A 16,124-nucleotide genomic window follows, 5' to 3' on the forward strand; every position below is an offset into this window, starting at 1 on the left:
GCGTCGGAGGGTGAAGGCGGGCGGCGGCTCAGCGGCCGGACGCCACCTGTTCGCGCGCGAGCTTGACGACGTTGTCGACCGTGAAGCCGAACTTCTCCTGGAGCTTGGCGATCGGGGCCGAGGCGCCGAAGGTCTTCATGACGATTTTGGCGCCCTTGGAGCCGGCATACTGGTCCCAGCCGAGCGATCCGCCCTGCTCCACCGCGACACGGGCCATGACGTCCGGCGGCAGCACCTCGTCGCGGTAGCTCTCGTCCTGTCGTTCGAAAAGGTGCCAGGACGGCATGGAGACGACCCGCGCCTTGATGCCTTCGCCCTGGAGACGCTCGCGCGCCTCGATGCAGAGGGAGACCTCGGACCCGGTGGCCAGGAGGATCACGTCCGGCTTGCCGCCCTCGGCCTCGGCGAGGACATAGGCGCCCTTGCGAAGGTTCGAAGCCGGCGCGAATGTCGAGCGGTCGAGCGTCGGCAGCGGCTGGCGCGACAGGACGAGTGCGGTCGGCTCGTGCCGCTGCTCCATCGCGACCCGCCAGGCTTCCGCCGTCTCGTTGGCGTCGCAGGGGCGGATCGTGTTGAGGCCCGGGATCGCGCGCAGGGAGGCGAGGTGCTCCACCGGCTGGTGGGTCGGCCCGTCCTCGCCGACGCCGATCGAATCGTGCGTGAACACCCAGACTGCCGGGATCTCCATGATCGCCGACAGGCGCACGGGCGCGCGCATGTAGTCCGAGAAGACCAGGAACGTCGCGCCGTAGGGGCGCACGTAGGACAGCGCCATGCCGTTGACGACGGCGCCCATGCCGTGTTCGCGGATGCCGAAATGGAGGTTCCGGCCGGCATAGTCGTCGGCCGAGAAGCTGCCTGCCCCCTCGAAGCCGAGCTTGGACTTGTTGGAGGGCGCAAGGTCCGCCGAGCCGCCGACGAGGAAGGGCACGCGTTCGGCGATCGCGTTCAGCACCTTGCCGGACGCATCACGCGAGGCGATGCCCTTGGCGTCCGGCTCGAAGCTCGGGATCGAGGCATCCCAGCCGTCCGGCAGCCGGCCCTCGCGCATCGCGTCGATCTCGGCAGCGAGCTCGGGATGGGCCTGTCGATAGCGGGCGAAATCGGCCTCCCAGGCCTCGCGCGCCGCCTTGCCGCGCGTCTCGACCCGGCCGCGGAAATCGGTGGCGACGCCGTCTGGCACGTAGAAATCCTTGTCCTCCGGCCAGCCGTAGGAGCGCTTGGCGCCTTTCACGTCCTCGGCGTCGAAGGCCTCGCCGTGCGCGGCCGCCGTGCCCTGCTGCTTGGCAAGGCCGTAGCCGATCACGCTGTCGACGACGACGAGCGTCGGCCGCTCGTCGGTCGCGCGGAACTCCTCCGCCGCGCGGCGGATCGCCGACCGGTCGTTGGCGTCGGAGACATGCAGCGTCTTCCAGCCGTAGCCGCGGAAGCGCTTCGCGACGTCTTCGGAGAAAGCGAGGCTGGTGAAGCCCTCGATCGAGACCTTGTTGTTGTCGTAGATCCAGAGAAGGTTCGACAGCTTCAGATGACCGGCGAGCGAGGCGGCCTCGGAGGACACGCCCTCCATCATGTCGCCGTCGCCGCAGAGCACGATCACGTCGTGGTCGAAGACCTTGGCCTCCGGCTTGTTATAGCGCGCGGCGAGCCAGCGCTCGGCGATCGCCATGCCGACCGAGTTGCCGCAGCCCTGGCCGAGCGGGCCGGTGGTCGTCTCGACGCCGGTGGTCATCCGGTATTCCGGGTGGCCCGGCGTCTTCGACGAGAGCTGACGGAACGCCTTGATGTCGTCGAGCGAGACGGCCGGCTTGCCGGTCTTCTTACCTTCCGCGTCGATCTCCTCGACGCCCGCGAGATGCAGCACCGAGTAAAGCAGCATCGAGCCGTGGCCGACCGACAGCACGAAGCGGTCCCGGTTCGGCCAGTCCGGCTGGCCGGGATCGTAGCGCATGAACTCGGTCCACAGCGTGTAGGCGACCGGCGCCAGACCCAGCGGCGCGCCGACATGGCCGGAATGCGCCTTCAGGACGGCGTCCATCGACAGGGTGCGGATCGTGTCGATCGCCAGCTGCTCGGGCGAGCCGCGCTCGCTGGATCCGGCGTCGGCGGCTACGGGGTTCGCGCTCATGGGGCGTTCCTTGTGGTTCGAGGCCGGGCGCGTCGCGGGGGTTCGACCCCGAGCGTCGCGGCGTCCCGCTCATCTCACGCCTTATGGTGGAGCGCGGCGCCGTCATGTCGATGGGCGCGCCGGGCGTCCCGTGCCAAGGATCGCGGGAGGGGGCGAGCGCCGGGGCTTGTGCGGGCCGGACGCGATGCGTATGGAAAACATGACTAGATTGTTCATGTATTCTCGATCGGCATCCGCCCCTCCCCGGTTGCCGTCGGGACCGAGGGCCCCTCCCGCCCGATCGGCGAGAAAGTTCGACGATGACACACGACACGGTTTTCCCGGCGGCGCGGCGCCGGACCGGCAGACAGGCGATCATCGCCGCCCTCCTCGCGCTGCCGCTCCTCGCCGGCGGCGTGCAGGCGCAGACGACGTCGCCGGAGGCGGCCCAGGCCGAGCCAGCGCCGAGCCTCCTCGCCCCTTCGCCGGCCGGCCAGGTGCCCGGCACCGTCTTCCCGTCCGGCCAGCCGAGCGCGATCGCACCACTCGGCAGCCCCGCGCCGGCGACAGAGCCGGCAACGACCAACGCGCCGACCCCCGCCGCCACCGACGTTTCCGTCGCGCCGGCCGAGGCCCCATCCGCCGCCGGCGCCGCCACCCTGCCGCACGATCTGTCCCCCTGGGGCATGTTCATGGCGGCGGACTACGTGGTGAAGGCGGTGATGATCGGCCTGGCCTTCGCGTCCGTCGTCACCTGGACCATCTGGCTCGCCAAAGCGCTGGAGCTCACCGCCGCCAAGATGCGCGCGGGCCGAGGCGTCCGGCGCCTCGGCGAGGCCGAGGGCCTGCCCTCCGCCGACGCGGTGGATGCCGAGGGCTGGCGGCGCGGCCCCGTCGCCGCCATGGTGCAGACGGCCGCGGCTGAGCGCGCCCGCTCCGCTGGCCTGCCGGCGGACGGCGTCAAGGAGCGCGTGGCGATCGCGCTCCAGCGCATCGAGGCGCGCGCCGGCCGTCGCATGGCGCGCGGCACGGGGCTCCTCGCCACGATCGGATCGACCGCCCCCTTCGTCGGCCTCTTCGGCACGGTCTGGGGCATCATGAACTCGTTCATCGGCATCAGCCAGGCCAACACCACCAACCTCGCCGTGGTCGCGCCGGGCATCGCCGAGGCGCTGCTCGCCACCGCGATCGGCCTCGTCGCGGCGATACCCGCCGTGATCATCTACAACGTCTTCGCCCGCGCCATCGCGGGCTACCGCGCCGTCCTGTCGGACGCCTCCGCCGCCGTCCTCCAGCACCTCTCGCGCGATCTCGACCGCGCCAGGGTCGCGGCCGGCGCTGGTCCGCAACGGGCCGCTTACGCCCGCGCGGCGGCGGAGTAGCGCGCCGTGGGTGTCAGCCTGAAAAGCTCCGACGACGACGATTCCGGCGAAGTCTCCGAGATCAACGTCACGCCCTTCATCGACGTCGTTCTCGTGCTCCTCATCATCTTCATGGTGGCGGCGCCCTTGTCCACCGTCGACGTGCCGGTGGACCTGCCCGTCTCCAACGCGCAGCCCCAGCCGCGCACCGACGAGCCGCTCTATCTCACCGTGCAGGACGACCTGAACCTCGTGCTCGGCGAGGAGGCGATCGCCCGCGAGGCCCTGGGGGCTGCGATCGACGCGCGCACCGGGGGCAACCGGGACGAGCGCATCTTCCTGCGCGCCGATGCCGCCGTCGATTACGGCGATCTCATGGAGGTGATGAACGCGCTGCGGGACGCGGGCTATCTCAAGATCGCGCTGGTCGGGCTCGAGAACACGGGCGCCGCGCCCGCCGCCGGGGTCGCCCCGCAACCATGACGCTTGCCCGCCCCGACGATCTCGAACGCGGCTCCACCACGATGAGCGTCGCGCGCTGGGGCACGGCGATGCTGTGCATCGCCACCGCCCATGCCGCGGCCGCCTGGTTCTTCGTGCAGCTCCCCCCGATCGCGACCCCGCCGACCGGCGCGCCCGAGGCGCCGATCCTGATTGAGCTCGCGCCGCCGGAAGCCGCACCGCCGGCCGCGCCCGCCGTGGAAGCGCCGGAGCCCGCTGAAGAGCCGCAGGAAACGCCGCCCGAACCGCTACCGCCGGAGCCGGAACCCGAGCCGCCCCCGCCCGAGCCCATCGCGCCGCCGCCCGAACCCGATCTCCCGCCGCCGGTGGAGGAGCCGCCGCCGGTCGTGGACCCCGAGCCCCTGCCCGAGCCGCCGGCGGAACCCCAGCCCGAGCCGCCGCCTGCCGTCGAGACGCCGGCGGAGGCAGTGATCAATGCGCCGGTCCCGCGCGCGCGCCCTCGCCCGCCCGAGCCGCGTCGCGAGGTCGCCGAGCGCCGCCCCGAACGCCCGCGCGAGGCGGAGCGTCCGCGTGAGCGCGAGCGGCCCCGCACCGAACGCCGGCAGGCGGCGGCACCTGCTTCTAGCGCCTCGCGCGCCGCGCCCGAGGCCTCGCAGGGTCAGCGCGTGCGTTCGAGCGTGTCGCCGGCGCGATGGCAATCGCAGGTGTCGGCGCGGCTCAACCGCTTCAAGCGCACCCCGCGCGGGGGCGGCGCGGGCACGGTGCGCGTGTCCTTCACGATCACCGCCAGCGGCGCCGCCACCGGCATCCGCCTGTCGGGCTCGTCCGGCAATCCGGCTCTCGACGAGGCCGCGCTCTCCCTGGTGCGCCGCGCCAGCCCATTTCCGGCGCCGCCGGAGGGCGGGAGCGTCCCCATGACGGTGCCGATCGCTTATACGCGCTGACGGCGCATGGACGAAGACACCCGCGGAGGCGTGTCCGGAGGCCCGTTCGGGAGCCTGTCAGTCGAGGCTGAGATCGATGGCGCGGCGCGCCGTCATCTCCAGCCCGACCTTCTCGACGTTGGCGAGGATCCAAGTGGACATCGCATTCTGCGAATTCTTTTCTTCGCGGATCATTTCGGCGTCGCGAAACTGGATCCAACGTCTTTGCGCGGTGCGCAGGGCTCCCAGTTGCCCGTCTCGCAAGGCCTGATCGCTAACGTCGTCCCCGCGGATCGCATCCACTTGGGCCTGAAAGTTCCGGTTCAGAAGCTGGTCCCAAGCCGCGGTTTCGCGCGCCGCGCAGAAATAGGTCCGGGCCGATACAATCTCATCGGATGGCTGGTCGCGGCACATCTCGGATATCCGGCCGATGCACGTGTCCTTCTCGCGCCTCTTCCTCTGCATCTCAAGGCAAGCACGGATCGCGGCCAGATCGGCGGCGATCTCGACCTGGTTTCCGGCAGCGCCTGCTCGTCCGGCCGAAGCCGACCAGGAACAGAGGAGCACGGCAAGAAGCATCGCGAGCAGGCGTATCACCTCTAGGCGACCCGGCCGACGAACTGCTCGTCCGCCGCGTCCAGTTCGCGGCGAACGCGGGTGATCTCGAGGCTCTCGTCGGGGGCGGCGTTGGCGTAGGTGATCTTCTCGCCGGCCTTGATCGGGGCGGTCACCCGTGCGCCCTCGGCCAGGCCGAGTGGCAGGCCGCCGGCGGCCCGCGCCTCCCCCCACGTCATCGCGAAGCCGCGATACTGCGTCTCGCCGATGCGCCCGAGCGTCTCGCCTGGGGCGAGGTCGCGCTTGGCGACGGCGACGCACTCGGCGACGGGCCGGTCCAAAGGCTCCATGTGCGGGCGGCGGTGGACGGCCGCATGGATCGCCGACAGCGGCACCTCGATCGAGGTGAGATGGAAGGGGCGCAGGAGCGAGAAGCAGGGGCCGGGGCCGACCTTCAGGTCGGCGATGCGCTCGGTGACGCGCGGATGGCGGCCCTTCACCACGCAGAAGACGCCCGGCGCGACGCCGCGCCCGATCGTGTAGTCGACACAGCCCATGCGCGACAGGATGCCCCCATCCTCCTTCGGGCAGAGCACCTGCGCAAGGTCGTCGGCGGTGGCGTTCGGGCCGTGCATGCCCGGAACGTCCGGCACGAGACCGGTCGCGTTGGCGATCGCCACCATCTCGACCATGGTCTTCGATCCGTCGACGAACTCGACCAGCATGCGCGCGTTCATGTTGCGCCGGGCCGCTTCCGCCTCGTAGTCGGCGGGCACGGCGTTGAAGTCGAGCGGGTTGTTCTTGCCCTTGCCCGCGCACACGATGTCGAGACCCAGCGACTGGGCGAGACCGATCAGCTCGATCGTCGCGTGCGGCTCGTCGCCCGCCGCGCCCGTGTAGACGACGCCCGCCCGCTTCGCTGCGGCGTTGAGATGGCGGCCGACCGCGATGTCGGCTTCGACGTTCAGCATCACCACATGCTTGCCGGCCGCAAAGGCCTTCAGTGCCAGCGTCGTGCCGAAGCTCGGGCTGCCCGTCGCATCCACCACGACGTCGATGCGGCCCGCCTCGCACAGGAGCGCGGCGTCCGGCACGATCGCCGCGCGGCCCGCCTCGATCGCGGCGTCGACGTCCCCGGCGCGCTCGGCGCGCGCACTTTCCTCCGGCGCGTAGCCGGCATAGGCGAGTGCGGCCTCGGTCTCGGCGGCCCGCGAGGTCGACACGGCGCCGAGCCGGACGCCCGGCATCAGCTTCAGCTGGACCAGGAGGTCGATGCCCATCTGCCCCGCCCCGGCGACGCCCACCGTCACCGCCCCGTGCTTGTCCGCATAGGCGTGGAGATCGGCGGCAAGGCCGACGCGTGCGATGGAATGCATGGGAAGCCGGCCCTTCGGATGGGCGCCGCGACGGCGGCGCTGTCAGCCTCGACCGATAGCGGCAGGGCGGCAGGGGAATCAACCGGCCGCGACGTCACGTCTTCGCTCATGTTCCCAACCCGGGCCCGAGGCCCTATGGTCGGGCCTCTGCGACCCCTCGAGAGCGGCGGAACCGGCCTTTCATGCGCATGCTCCTGGTGGAGGACAACGAGGGACTGGGCGATGCCGTCAATCGCCACCTGCGCGGGGCCGGCCACGCGGTGGAATGGGTGAGGAGCGCCGAGGACGCGGTGGAGGCCTTCGGGCTCGACACGTTCGACGCGGTGATCCTCGACCTCACGCTGCCCGGCCGCGACGGGCTCTGGGTGATCTCGCAGCTGCGCCGGGCGCGCTCCAGCGTCCCCGTCCTCGTGATGACGGCGCGATCCGAGATCGACGACAAGGTCAGCCTCCTCGACCAGGGCGCCGACGACTACCTGACGAAGCCCTTCGACCTGCGCGAGCTCGACGCGCGGCTGCGCGCGCTCCTGCGCCGTCCCGCCGGGCAGACCACCAGCGTCTCGGCCTTCGGCGACGTGACGGTGGATCTCGCCGGCCACGCCGTGAGCCGGGGCGGCGAGCGGCTCGACATCGGCCGGCGCGAGTTCCGCCTGCTCGAGATCCTCCTGTCGCGGCCCGGTGTCGTCGTCGGCAAGGAGCAGCTGATGGCGCAGCTCTTCTCGTTCGACGAAGCGGTCTCGATAAACGCGCTGGAGCTCTACGTCTCGCGCCTTCGCCGCAAGCTGGAGGGCTCGGCCTTGGAGATCGCGACGGTGCGCGGGTCCGGCTATGTCGCGCGGGTGCGCGATGGCGGATAGGACGGTCTCGATCCGGCGCCGGGTGCTGGTCGCCGCGACGCTCCTTCTCCTGCTGGCCGCCCTCGTCCTCGTCGCCTTCATCCGCGACTATGCCGAGCGGGCGTCCGAGCGCGCCTTCGACAGCCTGCTCGGCGCCTCGGCCCTCATCATCGCGGGCGCCGTCCAGCTCGAGGAGGGCGAGGTGACGGTGGAACTGCCGCTCGCCTCCTTCTCGATGTTCTCCGGCCGCGACCGCATCTTCTACGCGGTGGAGGCGCCGGACGGCACCAACGTCACTGGCTATCCCGACCTGTCGGAAGGCCTCGTCCCCGAGGACGACAGCGAGCCGACCTTTGCCGACGCCGTCTACCGCGGCGAGCCGGTGCGCGTGGCGAGCGCCGGGCGGCTCGTCTCCACCGCGTCCGGCACGGGCTGGGCGACGGTGCGCGTCGCCGAAACGCTGAGCGAGCGGCGCGCGCTCGCCCGCGAGATCTTCCAGAACGCGCTCCTGCCGGTGGTCGCGCTTCTTCTCCTGGCGCTGGTGATCCTGTGGTTCGGCATCGGCCGCGCCTTCCGCCCGCTCCTGTCGCTGGAGCGGCACCTGCGCGCCCGCGCCCCGGAGAACCTCTCGCCCGTCGACCTGCCGGTGCCGCAGGAGGCGGTGCAGCTCGTCGGGGCGCTCAACGACTTCATGGGCCGGCTGGCGCTGGCGCGAGAGCGCCTGGAGGCTCTCGTCGCCGAGGCCGCGCACGAAGTGCGCACGCCGCTCGCCTCGCTGCGCCTCCAGGCCGAGGTGGCGCGCGGCGAGAGCGACCCCGAGGCGCTGCGCACCCAGGTCGCGCGCATCCACGACGAGGCGGTGCAGGCGAGCCAGCTCGTCTCCCAGCTCCTGATGGACGCGACGATCTCGCACCGGCTCGACACCGCGCCGGCGGGCGCGACGCCGGTCGGCGCGGTGGTGACCGAGGTCGTGCGACGGCTCGACCCCGACACCGCCGACCGCGTGCGCGTGTCGATCGCGCCCGGCATGGCCGAGGCCTCGCTTGGGGCCGATCGCGTGGTCCTGCGCGAGATGCTCCGCAACCTCGTCGACAACGCCCTCACCTACAGCCGCGGCCCGGTGGAGATCGCGGTCGCGGCGCGTGCCGACGGATCGATCGGCATCGACGTCGCCGACCGCGGGCCGGGCATCGCGATCGACGAGCGCGAGGCGGTGTTCCAGCGCTTCCGGCGCGGCGGGGCCTCGGCCGGGACCAACGGCTCGGGGCTGGGACTGGCGATCGTGCGCCGCGCGGTCGAGGCCCAGCGCGGGCGGATCGATCTCAAGGACCGGCCGGGCGGCGGGCTGCTCGTCCGGCTCGTGCTGCCGCGGGTCGACCTCCGCACCGGCCGCCCGGCCGCGAGAGCCCTCGCCTCGCTGGCCCTTCTTGCGATCCTGTGGTGGCCGATCGCGACGGCCGGCGCGGCCGAGGTTGTCTACCCCGCGCCGGACGGCTCCGGCGAGACGCGCCTCCAAATCCTCGGGGCCACCGACACGGGCCTCTTCGCCCATCTCGTGCGCGGCTTCCAGGCGCGCCGGCCAGACGTCACCGTCACCTACGAGGAGGGCGAGACGCTCGCCATCTTCGAGGCCTTCGCCTCCGGCGCCCGCCCGCCGCCGGACGTGATGATCAGCTCGGCCTCCGACCTCCAGGTCAAGCTCGTCAACGACGGCTTCGCGCAGCCCTTGAACCTTGCCGGCGCCGCCAATCTGCCGGGCTGGGCGCAGTGGCGCTCCGAGCTCTTCGGCTTCTCCTTCGAGCCGGCGGTGATCGTCTACAATCCCGACATCCTCGCCGAGAACGAGGTGCCGCGCAGCCATCTGGACCTCGCCGAGCTCCTGGAGAAACAGGCCGTGCGGCTCGCCGGCAAGATCGCGACCTACGACGTCGCGCGCTCGGGCGTCGGCTACATGCTGGCGGCACAGGACCAGTCCGTGTCGTCCTATTTCTGGCGCCTCGCCAGCGCCTTCGGCCGGGCGGGCGTGCGCCTGTCGGGAGCGAGCCCCGCGATCCTCGACGGCGTCGAGCGCGGCGATCTCGCGCTCGGCTACAACGTCCTCGGCTCCTACGCCTTTGCGCGGCAGGCGGCGGGCGCGCGCATCGGCATCGTGGTGCCCGACGACTACGTGCTCGTCGTCACGCGCTCGATGTTCGTGCCAGTCGGGGCGCAGCGCGCCGACCTCGGCGAGGCCTTCATCGAGTTCGCGCTGTCGGACGAGGGCCAGTCGATCCTCGCCGGTCCCGCCGCACTCGGCGCCGTGGTGCCGGGGACGCAAGGAAGCTGGACGGCCGAGCGCATCGCGGCGCGCGGTCGCGGTGCCGTGCAGCCGGTGCCGCTCGGCCCCTCGCTTCTCGTCGGGCTCGACCGCCAGCGTCGTGCCCGGTTTCTGGACACGTGGATGGAGATCGTTGCACCGCAATAAGGCAGGCTGGCTTCGTGACAGGTTTTTGACAGGAACCCTTTGTTAGGATGTCCCCAGACGGCCGGGGAGGCTGGATGCGACCGTGGGCGGGCTTTCGAGAAGCTCTCGCCCTTCGACCGGACGGCCTGGAGGGGCAGGACGGTCTTTCTCGGCAGCCGACGCGCGCCGCCACTCTCCCCGCGACCATCGTTTAGGTTTTGAGGACGACGCGATTCCAAGCGTCGCCACCAGGGAGGATCCAGCCATGAAGTCGATCATCTTCGGCGCGCTCGCCGCGCTTCTCGTCTCCACCAGCGCCTTCGCCCAGACGCCCGCCTACGAGATCATGGCCCCGGCCTCGCCCGGCGGCGGCTGGGACCAGACCGCCCGCGCCATGCAGAACGTCCTGCAGGAGACCAAGCTCGCCAGCAACGTGCAGGTCGTCAACGTTCCGGGCGCCGGCGGCACGATCGGTCTCGCCCAGTTCGTCTCGACGAAGTCCGGCAACCCGAACGCGCTGCTCGTCGGCGGCTACGTGATGGTCGGCGCGATCCTCACCAACAAGTCGCCGGTCACGCTCGACCAGGTGACGCCGCTCGCCCGCCTCACCGGCGAGGACGAGGCCATCGTGGTTCCGGCGTCCTCGCCCTACCAGACGATCGCCGACCTCGCGAAGGCGATGAAGGAGAACCCGGGCGCCGTGGCGATCGCCGGCGGCTCGGCCGGCGGCACCGATCACATCGCGGCCGGCCTCCTCGCGCAGGCCGTCGGCGCCGACCCGAAGGCGATCAACTACATCGCGTTTTCCGGCGGCGGCGAGGCTCTCGCAGCCATCCTCGGCCAGCAGGTCGCGGCCGGCATCTCCGGCTACGGCGAGTTCGAGAGCCAGGTGAAGGCCGGCACGCTCCGTCTTCTCGCCACCACGGGCGCCCAGCGCGTGCCGGGCTCCGAGGCGCCGACGCTGAAGGAAGCCGGCATCGACATGGAGCTGCAGAACTGGCGTATGGTCGCCGGCGCCCCCGGCCTCACGGCCGAACAGCAGGCCGCCACCATCGCCAACATGCAGAAGATGGTCGACAGCCCCGAGTGGAAGGCGGTCCTGGAGCGCAACAACTGGCAGAACACGTTCCTCGCCGGCGACGCCTTCAAGACCGAGCTCGCCAAGAACATCGAGGACACCAAGGAAGTCCTCACCGCGATCGGCCTCGTCCAGTAATGAGCGCCCCGTCGGACCATGCGCCGACCGAACGCCGCCCCGACCGGGCGGCGTTTGCCATCGGCATCGGGCTGGGGATCCTGGGAGCCCTCGTGCTGCTCGACGCCAGCCATATCGGCGGCGGCGCCTATGCCCGCATCGGGCCGGCGACCTTTCCGACCCTGATCGGCTTCGCGCTTCTCGGCCTGTCCGGCTGGACCATGTTCGAGGCGTGGCGCGGCGACTTTCCCGAGCGCGATCACGACGAGTTCGCCCCGATCGTGTGGATCGTCGGCGGGCTGGCGGCCCAGCTCCTGCTCCTGACCACCGCCGGCTTCTCGATCGCCACCGGACTCCTCTTCGCGGCGACCGCGCGGGCCTTCGGCAAGCGCAAGCTCTATGTGTCGATCCCGGTCGGCATCCTCCTGAGCCTTGCGATCTGGCTGATGTTCACGAAGGTCCTGAACCTCGCGCTGCCGGCCGGGCCGCTGGAACGCCTCTTCGGCTGAGCCTTCCGCCTCCGGCCCGGCGCCGAAGGCTTCTCCCTTCCAGCGCGCGCCTCCCGCCGGGACGGCCCGCGCCCGCTCGAACCATGGGTTGCCAGCGATGGATACCTTCGCGCTTCTCGGTCAGGGCCTGGCGACCGCCGCCGAGCCGATGAACCTCCTCTACGCGCTGATCGGCGTGACGCTCGGCACCGCAGTCGGCGTCCTGCCCGGCATCGGCCCGGCGCTCACCGTCGCGCTGCTCCTGCCGGTCACCTACCAGCTCGATGCCGCCGGCTCGCTCATCATGTTCGCCGGCATCTACTACGGCGGCATGTACGGCGGATCGACCACCTCGATCCTCCTCAACACGCCGGGCGAGAGCGCCTCGATCATCACGGCGCTGGAGGGCAACAAGATGGCCCGCAAGGGCCGCGGCGGACCGGCGCTCGCCACCGCCGCGATCGGCTCCTTCGTCGCCGGCCTCATCGCGACGCTGGGCCTTGCCTTCCTCGCGCCCGTCATCGTCTCCTTCGCCCTGTCCTTCGGCCCGGCCGAGTACTTCGCGCTGATGCTGCTCGCCTTCGTCACGGTCTCGGCGGCCTTCGGCGATTCGGCGCTGCGCGGCCTCACCGCGCTCATCCTCGGCCTGACGCTCGGCCTCGTCGGCATCGACCTGCAGACCGGCCAGGCGCGCCTGACGCTGACCCCGATCGCTCAAGTTTTCCAGGGCATGGCCGCCGATCCCGCGGCCTCGATGCACGGGCTCTGGGCCTCGCTCGCCAGCTTCTTCGGCGGCATCTCGGCCAATCTCCTCGATGGCATCGAAGTGACGACGCTCGCCGTCGCGCTCTTTGCCATCGGCGAGTGCCTCGTGGTGGCGGCCGCCGCCAACCGCACGCCCGACACGATCCAGGCCGTCAAGGGTTCGCTCTGGATGACCAAGGAGGACTGGAAGCGCTCGTGGAAGCCGTGGCTGCGCGGCACCGCGGTCGGCTTCCCGATCGGCGCGATGCCGGCCGGCGGCGCCGAGATCGGCACCTTCCTCTCCTACTCCATGGAGAAGAACCTCACGAAATACCCGGAAGAGTTCGGCAACGGCGCGATCGAGGGCGTCGCAGGCCCCGAGGCCGCCAACAACGCCTCGGCCGCCGGAACGCTGGTGCCGCTCCTGACGCTCGGCCTGCCGACCTCGGCAACCGCCGCGATCATGCTCGCCGCCTTCCAGCAGTTCGGCCTCCAGCCCGGCCCGCTCCTCTTCATCACCTCGCCGCAGATCGTCTGGGGCCTTGTCGCGAGCCTCCTCATCGCCAACCTGATGCTGGTGGTGCTGAACCTGCCGCTGATCGGCCTCTGGGTGCGGCTCCTCACGATCCCCCGCCCCTGGCTCTATGCCGGCATCCTCGTCTTCGCGACGCTCGGCTGCATCGGCGCCAACCCCTCGCCGGTCGAACTCGGCATGCTGCTGCTCTTCGGCCTGATGGGCTACATGCTGCGCCGCTTCGGCTACCCGATCGCCCCAGTCGTGGTCGGCCTGATCCTCGGACCGATGGCCGAGCAGCAGCTGCGCCGCGCGCTCGCCATCAGCCAGGGCGATCCGACGATCCTCGTGCACTCGTGGCTGGCCATCGCGCTCCTGACGCTCGCGGTGCTCGCCCTTGTGGTGCCGATGATCCTGCGCGCCCGCGGTCGAGGCCAGATCCTGTCGCAGATGGCGGCCGACGAGGACTAAGGCGGCCTCGCACGGCACGAACGAAAAAGGGCGGCTTCCGATGGGAAGCCGCCCTTTTCATGCATGGGTCGTTAACGCGTCGGCGATCAGCCGAGCTTGATCTCGTCGAAGGCGTTCGGCTCGATGCCGGCAGCCTTGAGGGCCGCGCGCGAGGGACGCTTGCCGGCCTCGGCCGCCGCCGCGCAAGCAGCGATGCCACCGAACGCTTCGGTCATGCTGCGGATCCGCTGGCCGAAGGAGCGCGTGCGGTTGTTGCGGGGGGTCATCGAGGTCGTCCTTTCGAGGTGTCTGTCTCGTTTCGATGACCAGAAGATGGGCCTTCGCCCCCCGGACTTGAAGCGTCGATTCGGCGCGTCAGCCATGCGCTTTCCGCATATCGGAGACGCCAGCCATTCTAAACCGATTGAAGTCGTGCGCGGGAACTTAATCAGGGACGCCGCATTCCTCACGGTTCGCGTCGCACAGGTCCGGCGCGGCTGGGGGAGCGTGAAGCGTTGGATATCGTCACTTCGCAGATGCTGCGTCGCGCCTTGCCGCTGTTCACGGCGCTGGCGATCGGCGTCCTGACGCTGTCGATCGCCGCGATCCTGACGCTCGGGCGAGAGATCTTCGTGCCCTTCGCCCTCGGCATTCTCCTTGCCTTCATCCTCGCCCCGATCGTGATCGGGCTGCAGCGCCGCCGCGTGCCGCGCATGCTCGCGATCTCCGGCGCGATCCTCGCCGCCACCGTCGCGATCGTGGCGCTCGGCTTCATCATCGCGCTGCAGATCACCTCGCTCGTCGGCGAGATCCCGTCCTATCGCCTGACCGTGCAGGAGAAGCTGCAGTCGCTGTCGGCCTCCGCGCAAGCGAGCGGCAACGGCCCGTTCAGCCGGGCGGCCGTGGCGCTCGAGGAAATGGCCGCCGACATCCAGCATCTCGCTGCGCCCGCCGAGACGGCGGGGGGCAACGGTGCCGACGGGACCCCCGCGCCGCGCCCGATCCCGGTCACCGTCGAGAACGAAAGCTCGCTCTTCGATACGATCAGCGCCATCGCACTGCCGCTTCTCCAGCCGCTCGCGACCTTCGGCGTCGTGATCATCTTCGCGATCTTCATCCTCCTCCAGCGCGAGGATCTCAGGAACCGCTTCATCCGCCTCGCCGGCACCGACGATCTCCAGCAGACCACGGCCGCGATCGACGATGCGGCGCGGCGCCTGTCGAAGCTTCTCCTGTTCCAGCTCGGCGTGAACGCTGCCTTCGGCACCGTGACGGCGCTCGGCCTCTGGCTCCTCGGCGTGCCGAGCCCTGCGCTCTGGGGCATCCTCGGCGGAATCCTGCGGTTCATCCCCTATGTCGGCGGCTTCGTCGGCGCGGGCCTGCCGATGCTGCTCGCCTTCGCGGTCGATCCCGGCTGGTCGATGGTGATCTGGACGGCGGTCCTCTATCTCGGTGCCGAGGCGCTGCTGTCCAACGTCGTGGAGCCGGTGCTCTACGGCCACTCCACCGGCCTGTCGCCCGTCGCCATCCTGCTGGCCGCGACGATCTGGGCCTTCCTCTGGGGCCCGGTCGGGCTGATCCTCGCGACGCCGCTGACCATCTGCCTCGTGGTGATGGGCCGGCACGTGCCGCGCCTCGCCTTCATCGACGTGATGTTCGGCGACCGTCCGGCGCTGTCGCCGCCACAGATCTTCTACCAGCGCATGCTGGCCGGCGCGCCGGACGAGGCGGTCGATCAGGCCCACGAATTCCTGCGCCAGCGCGAGCTCGCGACCTATTACGACGAGGTGGCGCTCGAGGGCCTGCGCATCGCACACGAGGACGTCGCGCGCTTCGCCGTCGAGGGCGAGCGGCTGGAAACGCTGCAGCGCTCGACGCTGGAACTGGTCGAGGGCCTGAAATCCGTGCGCACCTCGGCCCTCGGTGGCCGGCGTGGCAAGAAGACCATGACGGCGGAAGCCGCCGCGGCGGTCGATGCAGCCGGTCCCGACCAGGAGGTCACGCGCATCGTCCAGCGGCAGCAGGATCTGGCACCCGCCTGGCGCGGCGATCGGCCGGTGGTCTGCCTGTCCGGCTCGAACGCGCTCGATGGCGCGGTCACGGCCATGCTGGCACAGGTCCTGACCCGCCACGGGCTTCGGGCCGAGGCGGTGAGTCTCGCCTCGCTGATCGAAAACCCGCCGAGCCGCGAGGATGCCAAAGGCGTCGCGCTCGTCTGCCTGTCGTTCGTCGAGCCGCTGTCGACGGTGCATCTGCGGCAGGCGGTTCGGCGCGTCCACCGCTTCGCCCCGCACGCGCGCATCCTCATCGGCATCTGGCGCCAGCGCGACCCCGCGATGCTGCAGGAACTGAAGCGCCGCGTTCACGCCGACGCCCTGGTGACGACGTTGAACGGGGCGCTCGCCGCCGCGCTCGACATGTCCGGGCAGGCGATGCACGTGCCGGCGCCGGAGACGCCCGCCGCTCCCAACATCACTGATGAGACCAAGGTCGAGGCCGCCGTCGAAGCGGTCTGACTGAGGCCACCGACAGCACGAGCCGGCCCTGTTTGCGGCCGTCCGGCGGGGGCCCATCGGTGACTTGGGTTCCTGCCGTCCGGGTGACGGCCGTCCTTTGGCGGCGCCTTGATCCCCGTGAGCGTCCAGCCGATCCCGCCCGCTTCGCGCCCGCCTA

At 71.0% G+C, this 16,124-nt stretch carries 13 protein-coding genes; 9 read left to right on the forward strand and 4 right to left on the reverse strand.

All coding sequences use genetic code 11. The features are described from left to right. Positions 1-28: 28 nt before the first annotated feature. Positions 29-2,125 carry a transketolase gene (tkt, locus tag ASF65_RS14410; RefSeq protein ID WP_055890470.1) on the reverse strand — a complete coding sequence of 699 codons (2,097 nt, stop codon included), beginning with the start codon at positions 2,123-2,125 and terminating at the stop codon, positions 29-31. A 299-nt stretch (positions 2,126-2,424) separates the two neighbouring features. Between tkt and exbB the strand changes: the two genes are divergently transcribed. The 3 genes from exbB to ASF65_RS14425 are packed head-to-tail and all read left to right on the forward strand — an operon-like array spanning position 2,425 to position 4,871. Beyond that, entirely contained in the window at positions 2,425-3,486 is a 1,062-nt protein-coding gene (gene exbB, locus ASF65_RS14415; RefSeq protein WP_055890472.1) for a tonB-system energizer ExbB, read from the forward strand. A gap of 6 nt (positions 3,487-3,492) precedes the next feature. After that, complete coding sequence (gene exbD / locus ASF65_RS14420; RefSeq protein WP_055890474.1) at positions 3,493-3,948, forward strand: TonB system transport protein ExbD; 456 nt, start codon at positions 3,493-3,495, stop codon at positions 3,946-3,948. Beyond that, positions 3,945-4,871 carry an energy transducer TonB gene (locus ASF65_RS14425; protein WP_055890475.1) on the forward strand — a complete coding sequence of 309 codons (927 nt, stop codon included), beginning with the start codon at positions 3,945-3,947 and terminating at the stop codon, positions 4,869-4,871. Before exbD ends, ASF65_RS14425 begins: the two co-directional genes overlap by 4 nt. Positions 4,872-4,928: 57 nt before the next feature. Here ASF65_RS14425 and ASF65_RS14430 read toward each other — a convergent pair whose 3' ends face one another. After that, positions 4,929-5,447, reverse strand: coding sequence for a lysozyme inhibitor LprI family protein (locus tag ASF65_RS14430; protein WP_055890477.1), 519 nt, complete (start codon positions 5,445-5,447; stop codon positions 4,929-4,931). Positions 5,448-5,449: 2 nt separating this feature from the next. Beyond that, positions 5,450-6,781 (reverse strand): hypothetical protein, encoded by a 1,332-nt coding sequence (locus ASF65_RS14435; protein WP_055890478.1) that lies wholly within the window; start codon positions 6,779-6,781, stop codon positions 5,450-5,452. 182 nt (positions 6,782-6,963) lie between these two features. Here ASF65_RS14435 and ASF65_RS14440 point away from each other — a divergent pair, with 182 nt between their 5' ends. From ASF65_RS14440 to ASF65_RS14460, 5 genes are all read left to right on the forward strand, one after another. Next, positions 6,964-7,638: a response regulator transcription factor gene (locus ASF65_RS14440; protein ID WP_055890480.1), complete on the forward strand. Its 675-nt coding sequence runs from the start codon at positions 6,964-6,966 to the stop codon at positions 7,636-7,638. Beyond that, positions 7,628-10,081: an extracellular solute-binding protein gene (locus ASF65_RS14445; protein WP_055890761.1), complete on the forward strand. Its 2,454-nt coding sequence runs from the start codon at positions 7,628-7,630 to the stop codon at positions 10,079-10,081. Before ASF65_RS14440 ends, ASF65_RS14445 begins: the two co-directional genes overlap by 11 nt. A 244-nt stretch (positions 10,082-10,325) precedes the next feature. Next, the gene (locus ASF65_RS14450) at positions 10,326-11,276 is read left to right on the forward strand and encodes a tripartite tricarboxylate transporter substrate-binding protein (protein WP_055890481.1); all 951 of its coding nucleotides are present in this window, start codon (positions 10,326-10,328) and stop codon (positions 11,274-11,276) included. Then, complete coding sequence (locus ASF65_RS14455) at positions 11,276-11,764, forward strand: tripartite tricarboxylate transporter TctB family protein (RefSeq protein WP_055890483.1); 489 nt, start codon at positions 11,276-11,278, stop codon at positions 11,762-11,764. The genes ASF65_RS14450 and ASF65_RS14455 overlap by 1 nt, the downstream gene beginning before the upstream one ends. 97 nt (positions 11,765-11,861) lie before the next feature. Then, complete coding sequence (locus tag ASF65_RS14460; protein WP_055890485.1) at positions 11,862-13,472, forward strand: tripartite tricarboxylate transporter permease; 1,611 nt, start codon at positions 11,862-11,864, stop codon at positions 13,470-13,472. An 86-nt stretch (positions 13,473-13,558) separates the two neighbouring features. Here the strand turns inward: ASF65_RS14460 and ASF65_RS14465 are convergent, their stop codons facing one another. Beyond that, positions 13,559-13,738, reverse strand: a complete 180-nt coding sequence (locus ASF65_RS14465) for a hypothetical protein (RefSeq protein ID WP_055890487.1) — start codon at positions 13,736-13,738, stop codon at positions 13,559-13,561. Positions 13,739-13,966: 228 nt separating this feature from the next. Between ASF65_RS14465 and ASF65_RS14470 the strand changes: the two genes are divergently transcribed. Beyond that, positions 13,967-15,967, forward strand: a complete 2,001-nt coding sequence (locus ASF65_RS14470) for an AI-2E family transporter (protein ID WP_244486713.1) — start codon at positions 13,967-13,969, stop codon at positions 15,965-15,967. Positions 15,968-16,124 lie beyond the last annotated feature (157 nt).

Source organism: Aureimonas sp. Leaf324, from assembly GCF_001423245.1.
Classification (GTDB): Bacteria; Pseudomonadota; Alphaproteobacteria; order Rhizobiales; family Rhizobiaceae; genus Aureimonas.